We start from the raw sequence: 24,539 nt of genomic DNA, 5'->3' as shown, positions 1-24,539 counted from the left end.
GTGGAAAAATATCAAAAAAATTTAATCGAAAATATACGTAAACAAATTTCATCATGGTTTGAAACAGAAAAACCTCAAGATATATCTAATCTTGAGGTTTATCGTTTTTTGCACTCTATTACAGGAACAGCGGGTACAATCGGTCTTAATGAGATTTCCGATGTGGCAAGATATTTATTTCACCAAGTAAAAGAAGAGGACGACGTACTTTGGGCACAAAAGTCACTACGAGATTATTTAATGCCTCTCCTGTCTTTATGTAATGTAGAAGAAACAAACGAAATATCTACCGATCAAACAATGACAAAGTCGGTATTAAGCTCTAAACCATTAGTGTTACTTATAGATGATGATACAACATTACTCATGTTTCTCAAAGAAGAGCTTGAGAAGCATAATATGATGGTTATTGCCATCTCAGAATTGGATCGCGCCATTCTATCTTTATATGATTTAAGACCAGAGTGCATAGTGATTGATGTATATATGAAGTCAAAGCTAGGTTTTGATGTATTAACACATCTTAAAGAAACGATGCACCATCAACTAATTCCGGTCGTTATGATGAGTGTCGATAACTCAAAAGAAACAAGAATTAAAAGTTTTCAAATGGGTGCTGATGATTTTGTAAGTAAGCCTTTTGATCTTGATGAACTAATTGTACGTATAAATCGCCAACTAGAGAGAAAAGAATTAATTGACCAACTCGTGTTAATAGACGAGTTAACGCGTGTACATAATCGAAAATACTTATTGAATATATTTGAACAACTAAAAAATGATACGAAGGATTCATTTAGCTTAGCAATTCTAGATATTGACCATTTTAAAAAGGTAAATGATACATATGGACATCCAGCAGGTGATGAGGTATTAAAATCATTTGCTCAATTTATCAAAGGGAAGTTAAAGACGTATGAAAGTATTATTAGACTTGGTGGAGAGGAATTTGTATTACTTCTTCCAAAGACGAATAGCTTGAACGCAAAAATTTATGTCGAAGAACTCCTAAAAGCCTTTAGTCAGAGAATTTTTAATTTCGGTGATGAACAACTTAAGGTTACCTTTTCCGGAGGGATAGTAGAAGTAATAAACAACGATAAACCTTTATCAGAATGGCTGAAAAAAGCTGACTCTGCTTTATATGAGGCAAAATCATCAGGTCGTAACTGTGTAAAGATTAACAATTCTGAGCAAAAAGAATTATACAAAAAGTTAATACGTGTTGGAATTGTTGACGATGATCCAATCATTCGCACAATGCTGACGGAAATTGTTGATAAAATTCAAGAAGAAACGATACAACTAGATATAAAGTCATTTAAAGATGGACTGGAATTCTTCAATTCTGATTGGTATGTGAGTGATGACCCTTATGTTATTATTTTGGACGGTATTATGCCAAAGATGGATGGTTTAGAAATACTTCAGAAGTTAAGATCTGAACGGAAAATTGATCAATATCTGGTTGTAATGCTAACCTCCAGGAAAAGTGAAAACGATATTTCGAGAGCTCTTCAACTGGGTGCGGATGATTATATGACCAAACCTTTTAACTTACTAGAGCTAGAAGCTCGGCTCAAGAGACTCATTCAGAGGTTAAAGTAAATGGAACAAGCAATTAACTGGTTATTAGGTATCATACTATTTTTTTTAGTTTGGCTGTTCATCCTTTTTGTTTATTTAACCTCACGAAAAGCAATAGAAAACTCAAAGCGTAGGAAAATTGATTATTATAAAGAAAAGTACCGAGAAAATATGTTCCGGTATTTATATACAGGACAAAAATCTAAACAGTTAATCCCTGATCACCCTGTAAAATTCTTAGCCTTAGAGGAACTCCTTGGTGATTTTGCAGATGTAGCTAAGGGTGGAGACCTAGAGCAACGTATGAAAGCATTTGCAGAAAAGTACTTTCATGAAGAGTATAACAAAAAGCTAGTTCATCGTAGATGGAGTGTAAGGATGAATGTATTATATAACATCGAAGCATTTCAGATGGACACGTTTATGGGGAAATTAGGAGAAATGTATGAGGGGAGAAGAAAGATAAGTGAGTCTGAGGAAATTCAGATCATTAAACTTTTAACAATGTTTGATCATCCGAAACTGTTTGATTATATTGTTTCATCTTCAAAGAAATACGCCGATTTTATTTACAGAATATTGTTCAGTGAGATGTCTGATCCAACTTTTTATTATTTTTTAGCAAAATTTCATACTCTGCCTGTTTCTATAAAAAGTACAATCATTGATGTTTTAGGAATACAAAATCGTTTGGAACATGTAAAGTTTTTAACAGAGCAATTAAAACAACCTAATGATGAACTTCGGATTCGTACTTTAAAGGCTTTGGCACATATATTGTATCCTATGCCTATTGAGGATATGGAGAAACACATTAGTTCCAGGCTATTTGAAGAAAGAATTATGGCGCTTAAAATTTGTGCAGCTGTCCGAAAAAGAGATTATATACCTATTTTAATTAGTAAAATGAGCGATCCTATTTTTGCCGTTCGGAAACAAGCAGGTTACTCCATATCACGATATCCGAATGCTAGAGAAATATTTCAAGAAATAATAGACACTTCAACTGATACGTTTGCAAAAGACATGGCACAAGAGTGGCTCGAGAGAGGAATAATTCATGGGAATTCTACAGGAACTATATCTTAGTTTAATATGGTTCGGTGGCTGGTTCATCGTTTTTTATATGGCTTTTGTCATAATCTTTTATTCAGCAATGCTATTGATATCATTTGTTCATTTACGAACTCAATATCAATTAGATGAATCAGAACCATATGGAGACCTTTTAAATGTAAGTTACACAAAACCGATTTCTATACTTGTACCAGCCTATAACGAATCAGCGGGAATCTATGGAAGTATCCGTTCGCTTTTGAGTATTGAATATCCGGAATTTGAAGTTATTGTCATTAACGATGGTTCCAAGGATGATACATTAGAGAAAATGATTTCTCGGTTTGATATGGTGAAAATAAACAGAGTTGTCCAAACAAAATTAGATACGAAAGACATAAAGGGAGTCTACCAATCCACTATTTATAACCATTTATTTTTAATAGACAAAATAAATGGAGGGAAGGCGGATTCATTAAACGCAGGCATTAATATGTCGGCTTATCCTTATTTTTGTTCGTTAGATGGAGATTCTGTTCTGGAAAGAGATGCTTTCCTGAAGGTGATGAAGCCGATTATTGATTCAAATGGCGAAGTTATTGCGTCAGGTGGAAGTATTAGAATTGCTAATGGGTGCACAATTGAAAGTGGAGAAATCGTAAAAATTGGTTTATCAACAAAACCGCTGGTTGTCATGCAAGTCATCGAATATTTGAGAGCTTTTCTAATGGGCAGAATCGGAATGAGTCGTCATAATTTATTGTTGATTGTTTCGGGTGCCTTTGGTGTGTTCTCAAAGAACTGGGTTATTGACGCTGGAGGATACAATCATAAAACGGTCGGTGAAGATATGGAGCTTGTCGTTAGACTACACCGACTCATCAAAGAACGAAAAGAAAATAAGAAGATTGTCTATGTTGCAGATCCTGTCTGTTGGACAGAAGCACCCGAAGACTTTAAATTTCTGAGAAGACAAAGAACAAGATGGCACCGAGGCTTATTCGAGAGTTTATGGGCACATAAAAAGCTAATGTTCAATCCTAAATACGGAAGTATCGGGTTCATCTCAATGCCTTACTTCTTGTTTATAGAGTTTTTAGGTCCAGTGATCGAGTTGATAGGATTAATCATTATGGTAATCTCGATTTTTATTGGTGGAATATATTTTGAATTTGCTATTTTGTTATTTTTAATGTCCATTCTATACGGATCTGTATTTTCAATGATGGCTGTTTTATTAGAAGAATGGAGCTTGAGGAAATTTCCAAAAGTAATGGACATTGTAAGGCTAGTATTCTTTTCCCTAACTGAAACACTCTGGTATCGTCCACTAACAGTGTTATGGAGATGTGAGGGAATATGGCATATTTTAATCCGTAAAAGAGGATGGGGCGAAATGATTAGAAAAGGTGTATCGAATGAAACATAAGTGGAAGTCGTTTATATATTTTGGGGTAATGTTCTTAATTGTTGCTATTGTATCGTCTCCTTTCTGGGTATGGCAATTACTAGGTGAAAGTAAATTTAATGTGCTTATTGTAGATAAAACCGTACCGGATACAACATATCGTGAACATAAGGGTCTATCTTGGCTGTTAAACCAAAATAAATATGTTCAAAATGATGGTACAACTTACGATTATACAAAGGACTATGTTGGGTTTCATCCACAAGATGATAAAAAGTTTAGTATTAAACAGGTTCCTGCCAAGATCAACTCGTATGATTTAATTTATGTGGCAGACGGATATGGAGTTTATGAAGATGAATTTTATGGAGAAAACCCCGAAGGCGCCAGATCCGAAAGCCTTTATGGAGGTATGACACTAGAAGAAGTTAACTCAATAAAAGATGCAGTTGTTCAAATTGGAACACCTTTAATGGTCGAGTTTAATACATTTGCCAATCCAACGGAGACTCCAGTTAGAAGTACATTTTATGAGTTGCTTAACCTTAAGTGGAGTGGGTGGATTGGCCGATATTTTTCAGACTTGAATAGTACCGAAGTGCCTGTTTGGGTTCGTATGAATTATGAAAAGCAATCGGGAGAAAAATGGAAGTTTAAAGGAAAAGGTCTAGTTTTAGCTGACGAAAGTGACAAAGTTGTTGTAGTTAACAGTGAAGGATTAAATGATGAAGGTGTTTTATACCAGCTTACAAAAAAGGGAAAAGAAGTATTGGATGGGGCAGAAGAGGAGCTTTATCAATATTGGTTTGATATTGTACAAGCGGAAAATGAGAATGAAGTGTTAGCAACCTATACTCTTCCACTTAATGGAGAAGGTAAAAAATTGCTAACACAGCTCGAAATACCATTTTCGTTTCCTGCTATTATTCATCATCAAACATCTAAGTATGAGACCTATTATTTTGCTGGTGATTTTGCTGATCAAGATGAAGTGCCGTCAATCTATCAAACGGTAGGATTAAAGAAGTGGAGACAATGGTTTACTTCTGAAAGTGAGGGAAGTACTGCAGCGTTTTACTGGAAAGTTTATGTTCCAATGATGGATGGAATTATGAAGGAAATGAAGGGGAAAACAAAAAACAAACAAAATGTAAACCAAAATATTAAAGTAATGACTGAAAATGGTGTTAAAATCAGTGGGAAATCCAGTAATGAGTATTTGCAAGTGTTAAAAGATGGGCAGTGGGAAAATATTCTAATAAAGGGTGTAAACCTCGGAATTGCCAAACCAGGTTCATTTCCTGGGGAAACCTCTATATCAAAACAAGAGTATATGCAATGGTTCAACCAAATTGGTGAGATGAATGCAAATGCAATAAGAGTTTATACCATACACCCTCCTGGATTTTATGAAGCATTATATGAGTACAATCAAACTGCCGATTATCCGATCTATTTGTTTCACGGAGTTTGGTTAAACGAAGAGGTATTTTATGAATCGATGGATGCCTATTCAGCTGAAAATGTGAAAGAATTTAAAGATGAAATTACCAGAGTCGTTGATTTATTACATGGAAACGCAACATTACCTGAAAAAGTGGGTCATGCGAGTGGCAGTTACATATATGACTTATCTCCATATATTTTAGGATATATGCTTGGTGTAGAGTGGGATCCTGAAGTGGTACGTGCGACAAATGAAAAACATAAGGGTACACAAGATTATTCGGGTCAATACGTCTATACAAAGGGAGGAAATCCTTTTGAGATTTGGTTAGCGGAAATGATGGATTATACGATTAATTATGAAACTACAACCTATAAATGGCAGCATCCAATGAGCTTTACAAATTGGGTAACGACAGATTTGTTAGAACATCCAACTGAACCTTCAGAAAAGGAGGATTTAGTTTCTATTAATCCAAATGTAATTTATTCGACTGATCAACATAGAGCAGGTATGTTTGCATCCTACCACATTTATCCTTATTATCCAGAGTTTTTAAACTTGGAGAAAAAATATGTTGAGTACACAGATCATAGGGGAGAAAGGAATAACTATGCAGGATATTTGAATGATATGAAAAATGTTCATAATATGCCTGTAATGGTTGCTGAATTTGGCGTACCTGGTTCACGTGGTATTACTCATCGTAATATACAAGGATTAGATCAAGGACACCATTCAGAAAGAGAGCAAGGAGAAATTATTGTCAGACTATTTGAAGACATAGTAGAAGAAAAAATGGCGGGTGGACTGGTATTTGTTTGGCAGGATGAGTGGTTCAAACGCACATGGAATACAATGGACTATGACAATCCAGACCGCCGCCCATTTTGGTCTAATATTCAAACAAGTGAACAAAACTTTGGTTTGTTAAGCTTCGATCCAGGAAAAAAGGGATTCGAGATAAGGGTAGATGGTAAAATACAAGATTGGACAAATCAAGAAAGCAAACTATATGAAAATGAAGACTTAAATCTTTGGATGCATCACGATGAAAGATACGTGTATATACGTGTGGATAGTGAAATGGGTATTGATATGGATCAAAAAAATACGTATTTGTTAATTAATACACTACCAAATCATGGACAGCAAACGATTCCAAATGTAAAGGAAGTACAAGGAAAAGGAATAGACTTTGTCGTTCAACTCAACGGCACAGAAACTTCAAATGTAGTTGTAGATGCTAATTATGATACGTATTACTATCATTATCATAAAGTGCTCAATATGATTCCTAAAGAAAATGAGATTTATCATCCAATAAGATTAGCTTTAAACAAGGAATTAAGTTATACAAATGAAGAGGGACAAACAATTACGAATCCTTTTGATTATGCTGAGACAGGAAAATTACAAATAGGCGACGCAAATCCAAATTCAGGTAACTATAATTCTCTAACTGATTATGCGTTAAGTGATGATAAAAAAACACTAGAATTGCGATTGCCATGGATGCTCCTAAATTTTAAGGATCCTAGTCAGCTTGAGATAATAGGAGAAATGCATGAAAGTAATAAAGGAATAAAGTCGTCAATTAAAACAGAAGGAATAAAAATTGGTGTAGTTCAAACCGATAAAAACCATCAATTCCTTCAAAGTATGCCAGAGCAAAATGATTTAGACAATGAGAGTGCTTATACATTATACAAATGGGACAGTTGGGACACACCAACCTATCAGGAACGATTAAAAAAATCGTATTATTTACTTCAAGAGAGCTTTCATAACTATAAATAGGGAGGTAAAGAGGTGTGAAAAAAATTTTAGTAGCCGAGGATGAAGAAATTCTTAGAATGTTGGTTGTAGATACTTTGGAAGATGAAGGTTATGAAATCGATGAAGCATGTGATGGTCAAGAAGCATTAGACTATATTATCAATCATGATTACGATTTAATTATTATTGATTATATGATGCCCTTATATACAGGATTAGAAGTAATCGAGAAGGTACGCTCACTTCCCGAAAAATCAGATCAAAAAATTATGATGTTATCTGCCAAAAGCCAACAATCAGATCAGCAAAAGGTACTTGAAGCAGGGGCAAATTATTTTATGACCAAGCCGTTCAGTCCAATGGAATTAGTCAATAGAATTGAGGAGATTCTTGGTGGGAATTAAGGGATACTTTTCGAAAAACTTATCAAAGCAATTCATTTTATTGATAAGTATATTTATGGTTTTCTTTATCATAGGATGTTTATTCATGTTTTTCTATCAAGAATATATCAATAATCACTATTCAGAGTTGAATCAAATAAATGAAGAAAAAGAGAAGATTGCACAAGACCTTGATAATTCATTTAATAAGCTTTTCTTTGAGACAAGAGGTTTTATTGCCTACGAAGAGGAACCTTATCTAAATAGAGCACTTACACAAAGGCAAATTATTGATGATAGTTTAAGAAAGTTAGAAACGTTTAAACGTGACAGCAGCGACGAAGATTTTTATAAATATGTGTCAAGTTTTCATCATGAATATATTAATACGATACTTCCGCAAATTATCGAAGATATACGAACCGGGAACAAGGACAAGGTAAAGGAAGAAGCTGTTGGGGGCTTATCTGATCGTGTATTAGAGGTACAAAATACGTTGCGTATTTATCGTTTAGAAATGGATCAGAATGTTGAAAATAACTTTGATGAACTTTCAGAAAAAGTTCATCAAAGTCAACTTTTCTTCCTCGTATATTTATTTTCAATGATAATTCTATTAGCGTGGTTAACCAGAATGATGCTTTCAAAGATTGGTGGCCCACTGAATGACTTCGCTAAAACAGCAGATTTATTATCTCAAGGGAAAGAAGTGAACTACGATTTTAATAGTAATCGGAAGGATGAACTTGGTGTACTTTCACGAGCTTTTGGGAAAATGATTTTAAGCATACAAGATAATGAGCAACAACTGGTTGCACAAAATGAGGAGCTCCAGGCACAACAGTATGAGCTTCAGGTGCAACACATTGAATTGGAAAATGCCTTAGATATTTTGCGTAAAAATGAAACTGAACTTTTAAATCGAAACGAATTTATAAATAATTTATCAAGTTCTCTAATCAAAGAATATGTATTAGTAAGTATTGTTAAGAACATGAGCAACATATTACATGCTGACAACGGCTTTATTGGTTTTCTTACAACACAGGATTATGCTGTTTTTGGAATTTCTCATGAAAAAGGAAGACAAATTCTTGAGACGCTATCTGAGGGACCGGCAAGACGTGTGATAGATACTAAAAAGCCTTACATTGTAAGAAGAGAAGCAAGTAACTTAGAAAAGGGATACCATGAAGTAACCTTATATTGTTCTGATTTATATGTACCGATTCTAAATGTAAAGGATGAAGTACAAGCAGTTATGCGATATACGAAGCTTGGCACATCATTTTTGAAAAACGATATAAAAGAGTCAGAAGCTCTAGCGAAACAAATATCTATTTCACTAGAAAGAATCGAACTTTACGAAGAATCTGAGCATGACCGTTTACTAACTCAAAATATGTTAAATACCATTCATGAAGGTATTCAATTAGTAGATGTTACAGGGAAACTGCTTCAAGTAAATACGAATTTATGCGACTTGATTTCTTGTGAAGATGCGTCGACTTTAGTTGGTAATGAGTTACAACAATGGCTGGGGAATATACTCGAAATTGTGGAGAATCCTTCAGCGCTTAAGACATTTTATGAAAGTGTTCTATCAGGTAACTATCAAAATACTTCATTTATCTATCATATTCATAAGCCTGAGGAAAAGGTTATTCAGGTGTATTGTGAACCATTGGAAAGAGGAACTGATAGATTTGGAACGTTATTTGTTCATCGTGATATTACGAGAGAGTATGAAGTAGATCAAATGAAATCTGAATTTGTCAGTACTGTTAGTCATGAACTTAGAACTCCGCTTGCAAGTGTTTTAGGATTCACAGAGTTATTAATTCATAAGGAATTAAAACCAGACCGACAAAAGAAATATTTACAAACGATTTATCAAGAAGCAAAGAGATTAACTGGTCTAATTAATGATTTCCTTGATGTTCAAAGGATGGAAGCAGGAAAACAATCATATGAAAAGGTACAACTCGATCTCATACCCATTCTTCTCAGGAACATAGAGACGATGCAAATACATGCAGCCACGCACCCGATATCTGTGAATATCCATACCGATAAGACAATGGTATTCGGTGATCAAGATAAACTTTCTCAAGTATTTACCAATATCATAAGTAATGCAATCAAATATTCACCAGAAGGTGGAGACATTGATATTGATGTATATGAGAAAAATAACTTTCTCCATGTATCCGTGAAGGATAAGGGATTAGGTATTCCTGACGAAGCAATACCAATGCTATTTACAAAATTTTATCGTGTCGATAATTCTGACCGCAGGAGAATTGGAGGAACAGGTCTAGGATTAGCAATCGTAAAAGAAATTATGAAGGCACATGATGGAGATATTTCTGTAAGTTCTGAATTGAAAAAAGGAAGTATATTTACACTTCAATTTCCATTCTCATCACCTGTAGATAAATTGGAAACAAGGGATATCAGTCATTATGAATCTTCTATACATGATCGGAAAGACATTTATGTTGTCATAGTTGAAGATGACGATAGCTTAGCATCATTATTGCAAGCTGAGTTAAATGAATCTGGGTTTACAGTCAAACATGTATCTACAGCGGAAGATGCAATAGAGTCATTTAAGATTAGAGTGCCAGATTCAATTGTTGTTGACATCTTGTTAAATGAAAAGGGACTAGATGGTTGGGGGCTCATTGACTATATGAAATCAAAGACACAACTGAAGGATATCCCCATCTTTATATCATCTGCTCTAGAAGAGAAAGAACGAGCTCAAAAAATAGGTGCAAGAGATTTCCTTGTAAAACCCTATCAACCAAGTAAATTAACTAAAACAATTCTTCATACATTACTTAAGCAAGATCGGATGGGCCAAATAATGGTGCCGGAAGTTGAAAAAGAGTAGAACTTTGGAGTTCTACTCTTTTTCGATTCTTGTCCTCAAATAAATCATATCGTAGTTAATTAATAGCTATCTCCCAAACGTTTAAAAACTGGCTTTTGATACTTTGAGTAAGATGATTTTTTTTGTAGTTTAGCCCGGGAAGGTGTAATTCCAACATAGTTTTGTAAAAGGTCTTTTGCCTGAGATAGTGACATATTTGATTTAGGATTTCGGTATGTTTGGTTTAAGGAACCTAAATGTGGAAGTTGCGCGAAGTCTTCTTTTGAAGATGGCAAATGAAAATAGTAATCGCCGGCTAGTACAAGTACATCAGACTGTTGTTTACTATTTTTCGGATTACGAGAAAAATGTAAGCCAACCTTTTTAGCTTTTCCTTCTGCTACAAGCTTTTCAAGTGCTTTACGCTTAAGTAAATATAGAAACTTTGGGTCTGGTGCCGTTTTCGCATGACGGTTAACAGAGAAAATTGCTTGGGTAAGTTGACTAATAGCTTGTTCGTTAGGTATGTGTCCCATGTCAAGTCTCCTTTCTTTTTCTAATCATAGCTTATTTTTGTAAAATTGCCAAATCTTTTTAAGGATATAAAATAGTAGTGTAAATTGAATCAAATATTCATTTTATTTTAAGGACGAATAAACACCGCTGTACCATTTGGGACAATACTAGATAGTTCTAACACATCTTCATTGTACATACGAATACAGCCCGATGAGACAGCGTTTCCAATGGAGCTTGGATTATTAGTGCCATGAATTCCATAATGAATTTTTGATAGGCTTAGCCACATTTTACCGAACGGACCTCCTGGATTTGGCTCTCGATTAACAATGACAAAGTTTCCAATTGGTGTTTCATGTAGCATTCGTCCAATTGCAACAGGATAAACTTTCACTAATTCATAGTTCTGATAAAGAATTAACGTTCTTTTTGATAACGATACCCAAATTGTATAAGGGATGCTGTCAGGAGAGGGGAGTCCAGGAATGACAATGGGTTGGCCAACATAGATGATGTTTGGATTCGAAATATTATTCGCTTGTATGAGTTTTTGTACAGTCGTGCGATAATTTTGGGCAATAATAGCTAAGGTCTCGCCTTGTTTTGTAATATGAATCATTTTAACACAACCTTTTCTATTCTAATAAAAAGAGCCTTTTAAAAAAGGCTCTTTTAAAATTACCACCAATAACCAGGTCCATAAAATGGTGGATAATAAGGGCGTGGTCTTGGGCCCCAATACCCGTATCCGTAGAATGGTCTAGGTCCATATAAGAAAGGACTAACAGCTAAACCAGCAAGGAATGGTAATGCCGGGTAAAACGGAAATCTTTGATCGTGATGATGAGGTGCTCGATAAGCAGGATACATCTTTTTTGCCTCCTTTATGTTAAATCGATATATAATATGGATATGTACGAATTTTTGAGCATGTATTACAAAAAATGGGAGTTAAATATGAATAAAAGAGAAGGTGTGTGCGTTGCACTGGGAGGCATTGTAGGTGCAGGGTCCAGATATTACATAAGTACGATTGTAACTGTTCCGTTATTAGGGACCTTTATTGTCAATATTTTAGGTTGTATACTAATCGGTTGTATTTTTGCATTTACAACGGTAAAGAAAGACTATCGTTGGGTTTGGCCGTTTCTTGCAACGGGCTTTTGTGGAGGATTTACAACCATGTCTACACTTTCGATGGAACTAGTCTCATTACTTAATGAAGGAAACACAATACTAGCACTTGTTTATATACTTAGCACACTCCTATTAGGTATTAGCGGTGTTTTAATCGGCTATTCAGTTACATTGAAGGCGATGCATATAAAGGAAGTGGGTTAACATGACATTCTTATATGTATGTATTGGTGGAGTTTTAGGAGCGTTAGGGAGATATACAATCGGAGTAATGATAACTAAGTATCTTCCTCAAATTCATGCTTATGTTTCAACAATAATTGTAAACGGAATAGGTTCTTTTGTACTTGGAATCGTATTAAGTTCGTACAATTTTTCATCAAAAAGTTCAATCATGATTGGTATTACAATAGGGTTAATTGGTTCGTTTACGACTTACTCAACTTTTGCATTAGATTGTGTAAAGTTTATACATCGAAAAGAATGGATGGCATGTATGTACTATGTAGTTGGGACACTTTTAATTTCAATCGGTTTATTTTCAATCGGGTATTATATTCTTTAATGATTAGGAGGCTGGGACATAAATATTTCAGCCAATGATAGACCCAAACTATTAGGTAATATCTTTCACCTAATAGTTCGGGTCTTTATTTGTTGCTTTCAATAAATTTGTTTGATTTTGCATACTATTTTTAAAAAATAGTGGAATGGAGCGGAAGACACTCGACTCCTGCGGGAAGTAGAGGAAAGGCTGAGACCCCGCAGGCGTAGCGAGGAGGTAGGTTTTTTCACGATAGTGAAAATAACCATCAGCTTCCTCCCCGTGGTATCCGGCGAGTGTCTGCAGAGTAATGGAACGAACTAGTTCTTCAAGCTTAACTGATTAATACATATCAAAGGTGATTTATTTAGTTATGTCCCAGCCTCTTTTTTATCGGTTTAAAATTTGTTCACAAATGTGTCAATTGACAATAAATTGTCCAATGTTTTATAGTTAACACTATTAATAGTTCACGGTGTGAATTACATATCTAGGTGAAAGGAAATGAAGTATGGAAAGGGAAAAACTTAAAACTTTTATTGATCGATATGAAGAGATATATTTCTTTGCCACTCGTAAAATTTCTTCGCTCATTTCAGAGACAGTTCTAGACGATTTGACTAGTGAGCAATATGTTGTACTGCGTTCATTGAAAAGATACGGACCATGTAAGCCATCAGAATTAGCCGACATCTGCCAAGTGAATCGTAGTGCCATTACTGGGAAAATTGATCGCCTTGTAGCCAAAGGCTATGTCTTACGTACGAGACAAGAAATGGATCGCCGAACGATTTACTTAGAAACAACCAAAAAAGGTGATGAAGTATATCAAAAGGGTGAACAACGAATTCAACAATTTGTAGAGTCTTATCTTGAGGAATTAACAGAACAAGAGCTAGAGCAGTTTTTAAGTATATATGAAAAGATTACAATGATCATTCAAAAAAAGCATGGAGGTGTAGAAGACAAATGAAGATCATGATTAAAGGTAAATGGTATATTCTTGCACTTTGGGCAGTGGTCGTAACGCTACTTGTAATGAATGCTCCGTCAATGGAGTTGCTTGTACGAGAAAAAGGGCAAATTACTGTGCCAGAAGGATATAGGTCCTCAATTGCAGATGAAATACTGAAAGAATCTTCATCCGGAGCAAATGTAAGTAATGTTGCCGTTGTTTTTCATGAAGATAATAAGATGACTAGTGAACAACTTCAAGAAATTGAAAAGACAATAAATTCGCTTGAATTGAAAAAGAATGACTTAAATATTATGGAAATAACTACTCACTTTGAGAATAAGGAGTTAAAAGAACAACTTCTTTCTGAAGATGGTAAAACGGTTCTTGCACTTGTAACGATCTCTTTAGAAAATAAAGAAGTTAAAGAACTAAGAAAAAGCCTACAAGAAGCTTTATCATCAAGCACTGTTCAATTCTATATGACAAGTGGGACGTTTATCGATGAAGATGTAGTGGCAAGCTCAGAGGAAGGTTTAAAAAAGACAGAAATTATTACGGTTGTATTTATTCTAGCTGTTCTGATTCTTGTATTTAGATCAATCGTTACACCGCTTATACCATTAATTACAGTAGGAATTGCCTATGTATCCAGTGGAGCTATTGTCTCCTTCTTAGTGGATCAGCTAAACTTCCCATTATCTAATTTTACGCAAATTTTCTTGGTTGCCGTGTTATTCGGGATAGGAACTGATTACTGTATTCTATTGCTGAGCCGATTTAAGGAAGAACTATCACATGGAAAATCGGTTCAAGATGCTGTTATTACAACATACAAAACTGCCTGGAAAACAGTATTCTTTAGTGGAATAGCAGTATTAATAGGATTCGCATCCATTGCATTCTCAACCTTTAAACTCTATCAATCTGCTTCAGCAGTAGCAATTGGAGTGGCTGTATTGTTAGTCGCGTTAGCAACAATTGTTCCATTCTTCATGTTAACGCTAGGTAAGCATGTTTTCTGGCCATCTAAAGGGGCACTTGAGCATAGTCAAAGCAAATTGTGGGCAACAGCTGGAGAATTTTCTTTTAAAAGACCACTTGTTAGTTTATTAATCGTGGCAGCTATTATTCTACCTTCGCTAGTTTTATATGATGGTAGTTTATCCTTTAATGCACTAGATGAAATGGGAGAGGACTATGACTCTGTTAAAGGCTTTTCTATTATTTCTGATAGCTTTGGCCCTGGTGAATCACTTCCAGCAACAATTGTGATAAAAAATGATGAAAAAATGGACCAAGAAAAATATATGGCTACATTCGAACAGATTACACGTGAGGTTGAGGCTTTAGAATCTGTAGAGAAAGTAAGAGGCATTACACGCCCTCTTGGTGATGTAATTGAAGATTTTTATGTAGCAAAGCAAGCTAAACAATTAGGTGAAGGTCTAGAGGATGGTACGTCAGGGGTTAATCAAATTCGTGATGGCTTACAAGAGGCTTCTCAATCTTTAACTAGCTCAATGCCTCAACTACAAGGAGCAACAAATGGAATAGATGAGCTAGTCCAAGGTACTAACGAGCTTGAAAAAGGCGCCAGTGATTTGCAAAATGGATTAATTCAAATCAATAACGGGTTACAAGCAGGTACGATTGGAACAGCTGAATTGAAAAAAGGTTTAGAAGAGGCTGCGGCCGGTGCGAAGTTTTTAGCTGATAATAGTAACTCATTAGTTAATGGATACACTGAGTTTGCAAAAGGGTTAGGGAAATTACACTCAAATTACCAAGATGTGAGTACAAGTCTTGGTGAGCTAAATAGTAAACTTCAATCAACGAGTACTATGTTTGCAAACATTAAAGAGAATAATGAGAACATAGCTAATGACCCAGATTTTAAGAAGCTTGAAGAATTAATTATGAATGATGTAACACCATCACTTGCTGGATTACAAGTGGTGCTCAAAGATGTAAATGATGGTCTACTAGGCGTTCAAGGCAAGATGATAGATACAAATACAAACTTTTCAATGTTGGCAAAAGAACAAATAAATCTACATTTAGGTCTACAAAAAGTGATCGAAGGTATTACTGAACTTCAACAAGGTTTACAAGCAGCATCTAAAGGTCAACAAGCAGTGATAAATAAAATACCAGCAATGACGAATGGATTGGATGAAGTAGGGAATGGCCAACAACAAATCGGCTCTGGTGTTCAAGAACTAGTAGATCAACTTGATGACTTATCTCTAGGCTTATCACGAGGAGCCAGTGGTTTAACAGAGGTTTCTGGAGGTTTAAACTCTGCAATTGACTATTTAAATGAACTAAGAAATAGTGAAAATGAGGAAATGACAGGTTGGTACATGCCAAAAGAGGTAATGAATAGTGAAGAGTTTGAAGCAGTACTAGATACGTATCTTTTAGATGATCGTAAGGTTGTTACGTTTGATGTCATTTTGACGGAAAATCCGTATTCTAACAAAGCGTTAGGTCAAATTGAAAAAATTGAAGAAGCTGTTAAGAGAGCGATTAACAATACAGAGCTTGAGCAAGCTGAAATTGGTATTTCAGGTGTGACAAGTACGTATGCTGATTTAAACGATATCTCAAATGCGGATTATGCTAGAACAGTAGTGTTTATGGTAATTGGCATTGGGCTTGTTCTAATTATTTTACTACGCTCAATCATTATGCCTATATATTTATTAGCATCACTAGTACTAACATATTTTACAGCATCGGGTATCAATGAAATAATTTTTGTGAATATTCTGGGCTACCCGGGAATTAATTGGGCAGTACCGTTCTTTGGGTTTGTAATATTAATGGCATTAGGTGTTGATTACTCGATTTTCTTAATGGACCGTTTTAATGAGTATAAGAACCTTACTGTAAAAGATGCAATGATTGAAGCAATGAAAAACATGGGAACCGTCATTATCTCAGCAGCCATCATTTTAGCAGGTACATTTGCTGCGATGCTTCCTTCTGGAGTATTATCTCTCCTTCAAATTGCAACTTTAGTACTATCTGGTCTCATTTTGTATGCAGGTGTATTTTTACCACTGTTTGTACCAGTTATGGTTCGAGTTTTCGGCAAAGGCAATTGGTGGCCATTTAAGCGCCAGTCTATAGTTGAAGTTGATTCTAATGAAATAAATATGTGAGAAGTTAGGAAGACTACTTGAAAATTTCCAAGTAGTCTTCTTTTTTTCACAAAATTTTGTTATAGTAAAAAAGTGTCATTTTTTGTCGTAAAAAGAGGAATGGTTTCACTTGAAGTGGAATATTAAAGATAATTATAAAAACGAAGTCTGTTTTTTGCAGACTGTGATAAAATAACTAATAGCTAATTATACTTGGGGATGCGATACACGATGAGCAGGATGATGCCGCTACTTAATGATAGTGATTGGAATAAAGACTATGTCGATAAAATGGAAAAGATTATAAATGAAATTATATTGAGTGCTATAAAGGACTTAGTCTACTTAATGAAAGTAGAGGAAGACGGTTCTTTTCGTTATCTTTATGCTAATAATGAAGCATTAAAGTACGCGAGTATCTCTGAAGAAACAATAGGAAAAACATTACAAGAAAGCTTGCCTGTTGAAGTTGCAGAGCATCTACAAGCTCAATATGAAGAGGCAGTTCGTAAAAAAGCGCCTCTTGCGTTTCAGGATTTTGTCACGATTAATGAAGAACAAATATATGGGGAATCGATTTTAACACCAATTTTTGATGAAAACGGTCAATGCCAATTTGTTGTCAGTGTAACAAGAGATATTACGGATAAAGTGATTGAAAAATTAAGACTTAGTGAAAGCGAACAAAGATACCGTTCTCTAATGGACCATAATATGGATGCTGTATGTTCGTTGGATAAGAATGGAGTTATATTACAAGCAAATCCTTCAACATATGCCATTACGGGATATACCGAACGAGAGCTAAAACATCTCAATATTGCTGATTTATTAATTGGGGATCACGAAAAGATTGTCCAAGATGCTCTTAAATATACGACCGAAGGAAATACCCGTGATAATTTGACATGTGAATTAATTCATAAAAATGGTGAAACAATTCATGCTCAAATAAAAATGATTCCAATTGTTGTTAATAACGAAATTACAGGTGTTTATATTATTATTCGCGATATAACGGAACAAGTGAGAAACGACGAAGTCATGAAATTCATCGCCTATCACGATCACCTTACAGGCTTACCAAATCGTAGCCTATTAAAAGAACAAATTCATGAGTATATTCAAAGAGCTCAAGACGAATCAGGGCAATTTGCTCTTATGTATCTAGATTTAGACCGATTTAAATTCCTGAATGACAGCATGGGCCATAATGTTGGTGATATGTTACTAAAAGAAGTTGCTATACGACTTACTTCGATTGATGACTTTACTATTACTGTATATCGCCAAGGTGGAGACGAGTTTATTTTAATTGCTGAGGATATTAATCGTATTTCTTCGGTAATTATTGCAGAAAAAGTACTCGAATTATTTAAGAATCCATTCTTGTTAACAGCACAAGAATTTTATGTAACGCCTAGTGTTGGAATAAGCATGTATCCAAATGATGGAACAGACGGAGAAACGTTAATTAAAAATGCAGATACAGCCCTTTATCAAGTGAAGGAACGTGGCAGAGGGCATTATCAATTTTACTCAATTGACATGCAAAAAGGCGATTCGCAATCTATGCTTCTTGAAACATGTCTGCGTAGAGCAATTGAAAAGGACGAGCTTATACTAAATTTTCAACCTCAAATTGATTTATATACTGGAGAAATTAACAGTTTTGAAGCACTATTAAGATGGAATTGTGGTTTGCTTGGTTATGTTTCACCAGCAGATTTTATTCCATTAGCAGAGGAAACAGGGTTAATTATTCCAATTGGAGAATGGGTAATCAAAGAAGTTTGTCGTCAAATTAATGAGTGGAATAATAAAGGTTATAAAAATATAAATATAGCTGTTAATTTATCAGCTAGACAATTCCAACAACCAAACTTAGTTGAAATTATAAAAAATGCAATTGAGAAAAATAAGATAGAATCAAGTCAACTAGAAATCGAAATTACAGAAGGTGCAATGCAAGACACAAAAGAAACAATTTTAATCTTGCATCGTTTAAAGGACTTAGGTGTTCAAATATCAATTGACGATTTTGGTACAGGATATTCATCACTAAGTTATTTGAAAAGGTTCCCTTTAAATACGTTGAAAATCGATCAATCGTTTGTTAGAGATGTTTTAACTGATAATAAAGATGCTGCAATTACAACAACGATTATACATCTTGCAGAAAGTTTAGGCTTCAATGTCATTGCAGAAGGAGTCGAGCTAAAGGAACAGGCAGATTTCTTACGTAAGGTTGCTTGTCATAAAGCACAAGGGTTCCTATTTAGTAAACCGAAGCCAGCAGAACAAATTGAAAATGAATATTTAAAGAAATAGCTCTGTTAAACAATGATGTTGTTTTTAAAGAATAAATCGAAAAGAGGCTGGGACATTAGTATTTCAGCCAATGATAAACCCGAACTATTAGGCAATATCTTTTACCTAATAGTTCGGGTCTTTATTTGTTGCTTTCAATAGATTTGTTTCATTTCGCATACTATTTTTAAAAACTAGTGGAATGGAGGGGAAGACACTCGACTCCTGCGGGAAGTAGAGGAAAGGCTAAGACCCCGCAGGCGTAGCGAGGAGGTAGGTTTTTTCACGATAGTGAAAATAACCATCAGCTTCCTCCCCGCGGTACCGGCGAGTGTCTGCAGCGCAATGGAACAAATTAGTTCTTTTACTTAACTGATTAATAAATAACAAAAGGTACGAAAAAAGTAGAATTATTTAGATATTATTCGCCTTTAAGGATGATGTATTAGTTATGTCCCAGCCTCTTTTCTTATGAAGAGGATTCCAATGTGAAGATTGCAATCTCAGGTTTTGATAAAAAACGAAATGGAACACGAGTGGTCCCAAGACCTCTATTAACATACAACGTTAACGGGTGTTGACCAAGTTCGTAAAATCCTTCTGTATATTCTGTTGCAAAGGGTGGGGTTACAATGGGACCGAAAAAAGGAAGCTTAATTTGGCCACCGTGACTATGTCCAGACAACTGCAAATGAACCGGGTAAGACTGACTAATTTTAGCAACATCGGGTTCGTGTGCTAAGAAAATGGTAAAAGTATCTTTAGGTATCTCTCGTAATGTCTCTTCAAAATCAGGACGGCCCAGCATGTAATCATCTAGTCCTGCCACAACTATTTGTTCGTTTAAGACATTGATAGGAGAAAAGGAATTAACTAAAAGAGTAAAACCAGACTTATCCATAATCTTTTTATACGTTTCTGTTCCATAGCCACCGTGGTCATGATTACCGTAAATCGCAAACTTACCTAGTGGTGCTTGTATAGAGCTAAGGAGTGGAATAAGACTATTTCCATCTTTGTATAGATCCGGTGCGTCTATTAAATCACCTGTAAAAAAAACAAGATCAGGTTCTTCTTTATTTATTTTCTTTATGAGTGTTTTAAATTTTTCGATATCATAATAATGCCCAACATGTGTATCACTAAATTGGAGTATTTTAATTCCATTAAAGCTTTGTGGGATGAGTGGTGCTTGATATGTATATCGATTTATTTCCAGTTGGCTTGGTTCAAAATATCTCACATATGAATACCCAGCCATTGTGGTTAATATAGTACCAACTGTAAGTGTAAAAGCCTTCTTCAAGAATTTTCTTCTCGTATACTGATTTCCCATGCTTTGTAATCCAACTCATTTCTACTTATACTAGTTAGAATTATAACATGGATTTTTTATTGTGATTGTTATGAAAATATTACATTTAAAAAAACAGCCTCAAAGGAGACTGCTTACGAGATAATTTTAAGTTCTTCAAGAGCTTGTTGTAAATCTGCTTTTGTTATAACTCTATCTGCTATCGATACACCTAGTTCAATCATTGTGTTCGCTACTTCAGAACGGATACCAGTAACGATTGCTTCACATCCTAAGAGCATGAATCCATCTACGATTTTAAAGAGGTGGCTTACTACAGCAGTATCCATGTAGGCTACACCTGATAAGTCAATGATCATTCGTTTAAACTTCTGTCTTTCAATTTCTAATAATGCCTTTTCTTGTAATCGTTTGGCACGGAACGTATCCATTGTTCCGACGATTGGTAGAATTGCTGTTCGTTCTGTTAAAGGAATAATGGGAACAGATAACTCATCTATCACTTCACGTTGAGACTGAAGAAGTTTATTGCGATATAGCTTGCAATATACTTTTTTAAGTATGTATCGATGAAGTGATTCGTTTTCTTTTCTAGATTAAAGAACTCTTCTATACTAATAGTGACGTTCATATAGTAATGTTGTAACAAATCCCAATAAAGACTTCTAAGTTCGTGGAGATATTCAAGCTTAACCATTGACTGGAGTTCACTTTTAGCCCAAACCATTCCCTGCTCTTTAGCAAGATCCATCAAACTGGTCTCATTATCCAAATCAATATAATGAACGATCTTTTTAGCAATATCAAAAATACTCTGTACTTGAATTGAAGAATTTTTTACATGTAAGAAAATGTTCTGTGTTCTCTCGTGTAATAAACGATCAAATACTTCTTGGTTGTAATATAGAAAATCTTTAAAACTTTGATTTTCTTTATATTGTAGTTTGTCCATTTATAACCCTCGCTTATAAAGATTTAAATACTGTGAAAAATTTGTTTTCTAGTTACACCATTTTTCTATGATAATTTTGGTGCCTTCTTCTTTTGTTGAAGTAATAATAAAAACATCCATCATTCTTTTTACACCACGAAGACCAAGGCCAAGACCTTTTGAGTTTGGAGAATTTTTTCCTTCTAATACTGCATTGATTGAAGGGATACCAATACCGTTATCAATAACGGTAATACGAATTCCATTCTTAATCGATTCTATGAGTACTTCCCCTGTAGTACCAGAGTGAATCAATATATTTTTACATAGCTCAGAGATTGCAACAAAGACCTTTTGTTTCTCTAGTATACTAAAAGGGAACTCTTTCATTTTAGAGTGGGCAATAGAAATCGCATGTAATATATCGTTCTCGCAAGTAATCATCATAACATGAGGCATATAACCACCTCCATTTTATTGCATCTTTCATTATTTTAACAAAAGATTTATTAAAATTAAGTATTTTTTCTGTTTTTTATTTAAAAGACTATTATTCTGACAATTTAGTTTTGGTAGAATAGTAATGACAAATATTTTAGAGGAGTGATTGGATGAAAGATAAGGTGGCAATTGTAACTGGTGGATCAAACGGTATGGGCAAATATATGGCAAAGCGTTTTGCTCAAGATGGGGCGTTTGTAGTAATAACTGGACGAAATCAAGAAAGACTAGATGAAGCGAAGAAAGAAATTGAGACTTTTGAAGGACAAGTATTAACTGTTCAAATGGATGTTAGAGAACCAGAACATGTTAAGCATATGGTCGATGAAACGGACAGGGCATTTGGTAGAATTGACTTTTTAGTCAATAACGCAGCGGGAAATTTTATTTGTCCAGCAGAGGATCTTTCTGTAAATGGATGGAAATCTGTTATTGATATTGTACTAAATGGTACGTTTTATTGCAGTTCTGCAGTTGGAAGGTACTGGATTGAAAAAGGACTTAATGGAAGCATCATTAACATGGTTGCTACATACGCATGGGGAGCTGGAGCAGGTGTAATTCACTCAGCCAGTGCGAAGGCTGGAGTATTGTCGATGACCAAAACATTAGCTGTTGAATGGGGAGCAAAATATGGAATCCGTGTGAACGCAATTGCACCAGGGCCCATTGAACGTACTGGAGGTGCAGATAAGCTTTGGGAGTCGGAAGAAGCTGCGAAAAGAACAATCCAAAGTGTTCCATTGAGAAGACTCGGAACACCAGAAGAAATCGCAGCACTTGCCGCATTCTTGTTCTCAACCGAAGCAGCCTACATCAATGGAGAATGCATTACAATGGATGGTGGACAATACTTAAATCAATTTCCATTCTAACTCTTTACCACATTAACGCATCGGGGGCCTGTCCCCCGATGCGTTAATGTGGTAAAGGGGTGAGAAGTTGTTAGAAACTTGAGCTTGTCGCGTGGTATAATTACCCAAAACGAGGGATGGAGGTGTGGGTATGGATCCACTCGATGTGTTAACGAATTTATCGATGGTTGCCCCGCATTTTCAAGCGATCTTTACAGCAGATGAAAGAAAAGTATGTGGATATGAAGTGTTAGGTCGTTATCAAGTAGGAAATAAGTTTATGAGCCTTGGTCCATTTTTTAGCGATGAATCAGTGCCTGATGAGTATCGCGCGGAAGTGGATGATTTGGTTGTGAAGAAAGCCATTGAATATTGGTTAGAGCGAGAAGTAACTCCTCAATTATTTATTAATCGAAATCCGAATTTGCTCATGCGCGATAATGGAGAATCGTTATTAGAGTTACTTCTTGGATATGAGGAAAAGGGCTTTTCACTATCGAAATTAGTATTAGAAATTAGAGAACATGATTTTGTTGGGGATATAGAGCAACTTAATCATTTATTAACTTATTATAGAACGTTTGGTATAAAGGTTGCAGTTGATAACGTAGGGAATGGTACTAGCAATCTAGACAGGATCGGCCTGTTAGCTCCTGACTTTTTAAAGTTTGATTTACACATGTTAAGAAAATCGAATGTTCACACTTCACACCAAGACGTCCTATACTCTTTATCATTACTAGCAAGGAAAATTGGTGCAGCAATGTTGTATGAAAATATTGAAACACTGTATCAGCTACAATATGCATGGAGAAATGGTGGCAGGTATTATCAAGGGTATTATCTCCAAAATCCGACATCAGAATTCGTACAAGAGGAGATATTAACAGAACAACTTAAAGCTGAAATTCAACAATTCATTGAACATGAAAAACGAAAAATACAAAACATTTATCAACTTAGAGAACACATCCAAAACCTAGTTCAAGAGTTGCTGGTGAAATACAAAAAGTTATTCACCGGAGATGAGCTTCTAGAAGTAGTATCTCACCATCTTACCGATTTTACTTTCCGAATATACATCTGTGATGAAGACGGCTTTCAACAATCTGCAAATCATGTGAAAACAAGTAATGGATGGGAATTACAGCTCGAGTATTACAATAAAAACTGGAGTTTTCGTCCATATTTTTTAGAGAATATAATGAAAATGAAGTTAGAACAACGTGGAATATTATCTGATTTATATAGTGATATTGAAACAGGAGAAGTAATTAGGACGTTTTCATTTCCGATAAACCAGAAGAACTACCTCTTTATCGATTTAACATATGACTTTCTATATGAAAAAAGTGCTCTTTACTAGGAATATGAAAGCGATGTTTGAGTCATTCTAAACATATCTTGCATAGCTGGAGGGTGTGTTTGAAATGACAATGCTTGATATTGTGTTAATGGTCGTCGGAGTCTTAGTTTTACTTGGGGGATTATTGTATACGTTAAAGCTTGGTAAAAATACAAAGTATCAAACAGAAGGATACGATACAGAAATAAATGGAAAAGTGAAGAGTCACCCATATATGAGAAATCCGGTATTTCTCACTTACATTATTGCTGCTATTATTACGTTAGCATTTATAGCATATTTTGCGCTATCAAGTCGATGGTAAAAGAAGCACGTGATCACAACTACAATAGTTGTGGTCTTTTTTTGTAGATAATTGTTTATTCATAAGAGACTAAGGGAATTCCTGTATTATGAGAGCTTTTACTGTCTAAATTTTAC

At 35.1% G+C, this 24,539-nt stretch carries 21 protein-coding genes; 14 read left to right on the top strand and 7 right to left on the bottom strand.

Annotated elements, in window-relative coordinates; genetic code table 11:
* From JR050_RS08130 to JR050_RS08105, 6 genes are all read left to right on the top strand, one after another.
* Window positions 1–1,608, top strand: coding sequence for a diguanylate cyclase (locus JR050_RS08130; RefSeq protein WP_204203022.1), 1,608 nt, complete (start codon window positions 1–3; stop codon window positions 1,606–1,608).
* Entirely contained in the window at window positions 1,609–2,676 is a 1,068-nt protein-coding gene (locus tag JR050_RS08125) for a HEAT repeat domain-containing protein (protein WP_204203021.1), read from the top strand.
* The gene (locus JR050_RS08120) at window positions 2,648–4,072 is read left to right on the top strand and encodes a glycosyltransferase family 2 protein (protein ID WP_204203020.1); all 1,425 of its coding nucleotides are present in this window, start codon (window positions 2,648–2,650) and stop codon (window positions 4,070–4,072) included. The genes JR050_RS08125 and JR050_RS08120 overlap by 29 nt, the downstream gene beginning before the upstream one ends.
* Window positions 4,062–7,298, top strand: a complete 3,237-nt coding sequence (locus JR050_RS08115; protein ID WP_204203019.1) for a hypothetical protein — start codon at window positions 4,062–4,064, stop codon at window positions 7,296–7,298. Before JR050_RS08120 ends, JR050_RS08115 begins: the two co-directional genes overlap by 11 nt.
* 14 nt (window positions 7,299–7,312) lie before the next feature.
* Window positions 7,313–7,681 carry a response regulator gene (locus JR050_RS08110; RefSeq protein ID WP_204203018.1) on the top strand — a complete coding sequence of 123 codons (369 nt, stop codon included), beginning with the start codon at window positions 7,313–7,315 and terminating at the stop codon, window positions 7,679–7,681.
* A gap of 85 nt (window positions 7,682–7,766) precedes the next feature.
* Entirely contained in the window at window positions 7,767–10,559 is a 2,793-nt protein-coding gene (locus tag JR050_RS08105) for an ATP-binding protein (protein WP_204203017.1), read from the top strand.
* 59 nt (window positions 10,560–10,618) lie between these two features.
* Here JR050_RS08105 and JR050_RS08100 read toward each other — a convergent pair whose 3' ends face one another.
* From JR050_RS08100 to JR050_RS08090, 3 genes are all read right to left on the bottom strand, one after another.
* Window positions 10,619–11,074 (bottom strand): YkyB family protein, encoded by a 456-nt coding sequence (locus JR050_RS08100; protein WP_204203016.1) that lies wholly within the window; start codon window positions 11,072–11,074, stop codon window positions 10,619–10,621.
* Between the two features lie 107 nt (window positions 11,075–11,181).
* Window positions 11,182–11,676 carry a L,D-transpeptidase family protein gene (locus JR050_RS08095; protein WP_204203015.1) on the bottom strand — a complete coding sequence of 165 codons (495 nt, stop codon included), beginning with the start codon at window positions 11,674–11,676 and terminating at the stop codon, window positions 11,182–11,184.
* 59 nt (window positions 11,677–11,735) lie between these two features.
* A complete protein-coding gene (locus JR050_RS08090; protein ID WP_204203014.1) occupies window positions 11,736–11,927 on the bottom strand; it encodes a penicillin-binding protein in 192 nt (63 codons plus the stop codon).
* Between the two features lie 87 nt (window positions 11,928–12,014).
* Between JR050_RS08090 and JR050_RS08085 the strand changes: the two genes are divergently transcribed.
* From JR050_RS08085 to JR050_RS08065, 5 genes are all read left to right on the top strand, one after another.
* A complete protein-coding gene (locus tag JR050_RS08085; RefSeq protein ID WP_204203013.1) occupies window positions 12,015–12,398 on the top strand; it encodes a FluC/FEX family fluoride channel in 384 nt (127 codons plus the stop codon).
* Window position 12,399: 1 nt separating this feature from the next.
* The gene (locus tag JR050_RS08080) at window positions 12,400–12,759 is read left to right on the top strand and encodes a fluoride efflux transporter FluC (RefSeq protein ID WP_204203012.1); all 360 of its coding nucleotides are present in this window, start codon (window positions 12,400–12,402) and stop codon (window positions 12,757–12,759) included.
* Window positions 12,760–13,249: 490 nt separating this feature from the next.
* Window positions 13,250–13,711, top strand: a complete 462-nt coding sequence (locus tag JR050_RS08075) for a MarR family transcriptional regulator (RefSeq protein ID WP_204203011.1) — start codon at window positions 13,250–13,252, stop codon at window positions 13,709–13,711.
* Entirely contained in the window at window positions 13,708–16,863 is a 3,156-nt protein-coding gene (locus JR050_RS08070) for an MMPL family transporter (protein ID WP_204203010.1), read from the top strand. Before JR050_RS08075 ends, JR050_RS08070 begins: the two co-directional genes overlap by 4 nt.
* Before the next feature lie 210 nt (window positions 16,864–17,073).
* Window positions 17,074–19,173: a putative bifunctional diguanylate cyclase/phosphodiesterase gene (locus JR050_RS08065; RefSeq protein ID WP_239454205.1), complete on the top strand. Its 2,100-nt coding sequence runs from the start codon at window positions 17,074–17,076 to the stop codon at window positions 19,171–19,173.
* Window positions 19,174–19,621: 448 nt separating this feature from the next.
* Here the strand turns inward: JR050_RS08065 and JR050_RS08060 are convergent, their stop codons facing one another.
* The 4 genes from JR050_RS08060 to JR050_RS08045 all read right to left on the bottom strand — a co-directional run bounded on the left by JR050_RS08060 (window position 19,622) and on the right by JR050_RS08045 (window position 21,857).
* Window positions 19,622–20,488 (bottom strand): metallophosphoesterase, encoded by an 867-nt coding sequence (locus tag JR050_RS08060; RefSeq protein WP_204203009.1) that lies wholly within the window; start codon window positions 20,486–20,488, stop codon window positions 19,622–19,624.
* 113 nt (window positions 20,489–20,601) lie between these two features.
* Entirely contained in the window at window positions 20,602–20,970 is a 369-nt protein-coding gene (locus JR050_RS08055) for an STAS domain-containing protein (RefSeq protein WP_204203008.1), read from the bottom strand.
* Window positions 20,967–21,419, bottom strand: a complete 453-nt coding sequence (locus JR050_RS08050) for a hypothetical protein (protein ID WP_204203007.1) — start codon at window positions 21,417–21,419, stop codon at window positions 20,967–20,969. The genes JR050_RS08055 and JR050_RS08050 overlap by 4 nt, the downstream gene beginning before the upstream one ends.
* A gap of 48 nt (window positions 21,420–21,467) precedes the next feature.
* Window positions 21,468–21,857 carry an ATP-binding protein gene (locus tag JR050_RS08045; protein ID WP_204203006.1) on the bottom strand — a complete coding sequence of 130 codons (390 nt, stop codon included), beginning with the start codon at window positions 21,855–21,857 and terminating at the stop codon, window positions 21,468–21,470.
* A gap of 152 nt (window positions 21,858–22,009) precedes the next feature.
* On the opposite strand from JR050_RS08045, the gene fadH reads away from it, so the two are divergent.
* From fadH to JR050_RS08030, 3 genes are all read left to right on the top strand, one after another.
* On the top strand, window positions 22,010–22,774 hold the full coding sequence (fadH, locus tag JR050_RS08040) for a 2,4-dienoyl-CoA reductase (RefSeq protein ID WP_204203005.1): 765 nt from the start codon (window positions 22,010–22,012) through the stop codon (window positions 22,772–22,774).
* Between the two features lie 130 nt (window positions 22,775–22,904).
* Entirely contained in the window at window positions 22,905–24,119 is a 1,215-nt protein-coding gene (locus tag JR050_RS08035; protein ID WP_204203004.1) for an EAL domain-containing protein, read from the top strand.
* Between the two features lie 64 nt (window positions 24,120–24,183).
* Window positions 24,184–24,423, top strand: coding sequence for a hypothetical protein (locus JR050_RS08030; protein WP_204203003.1), 240 nt, complete (start codon window positions 24,184–24,186; stop codon window positions 24,421–24,423).
* Window positions 24,424–24,539 lie beyond the last annotated feature (116 nt).

Source organism: Bacillus suaedaesalsae (assembly GCF_016890225.1).
GTDB classification, from domain to species: domain Bacteria; phylum Bacillota; class Bacilli; order Bacillales; family SA4; genus Bacillus_BS; species Bacillus_BS suaedaesalsae.
The sequence above is the reverse complement of the archived record's forward strand: the minus strand, read 5'-3'. Positions and strand labels throughout refer to the sequence as shown.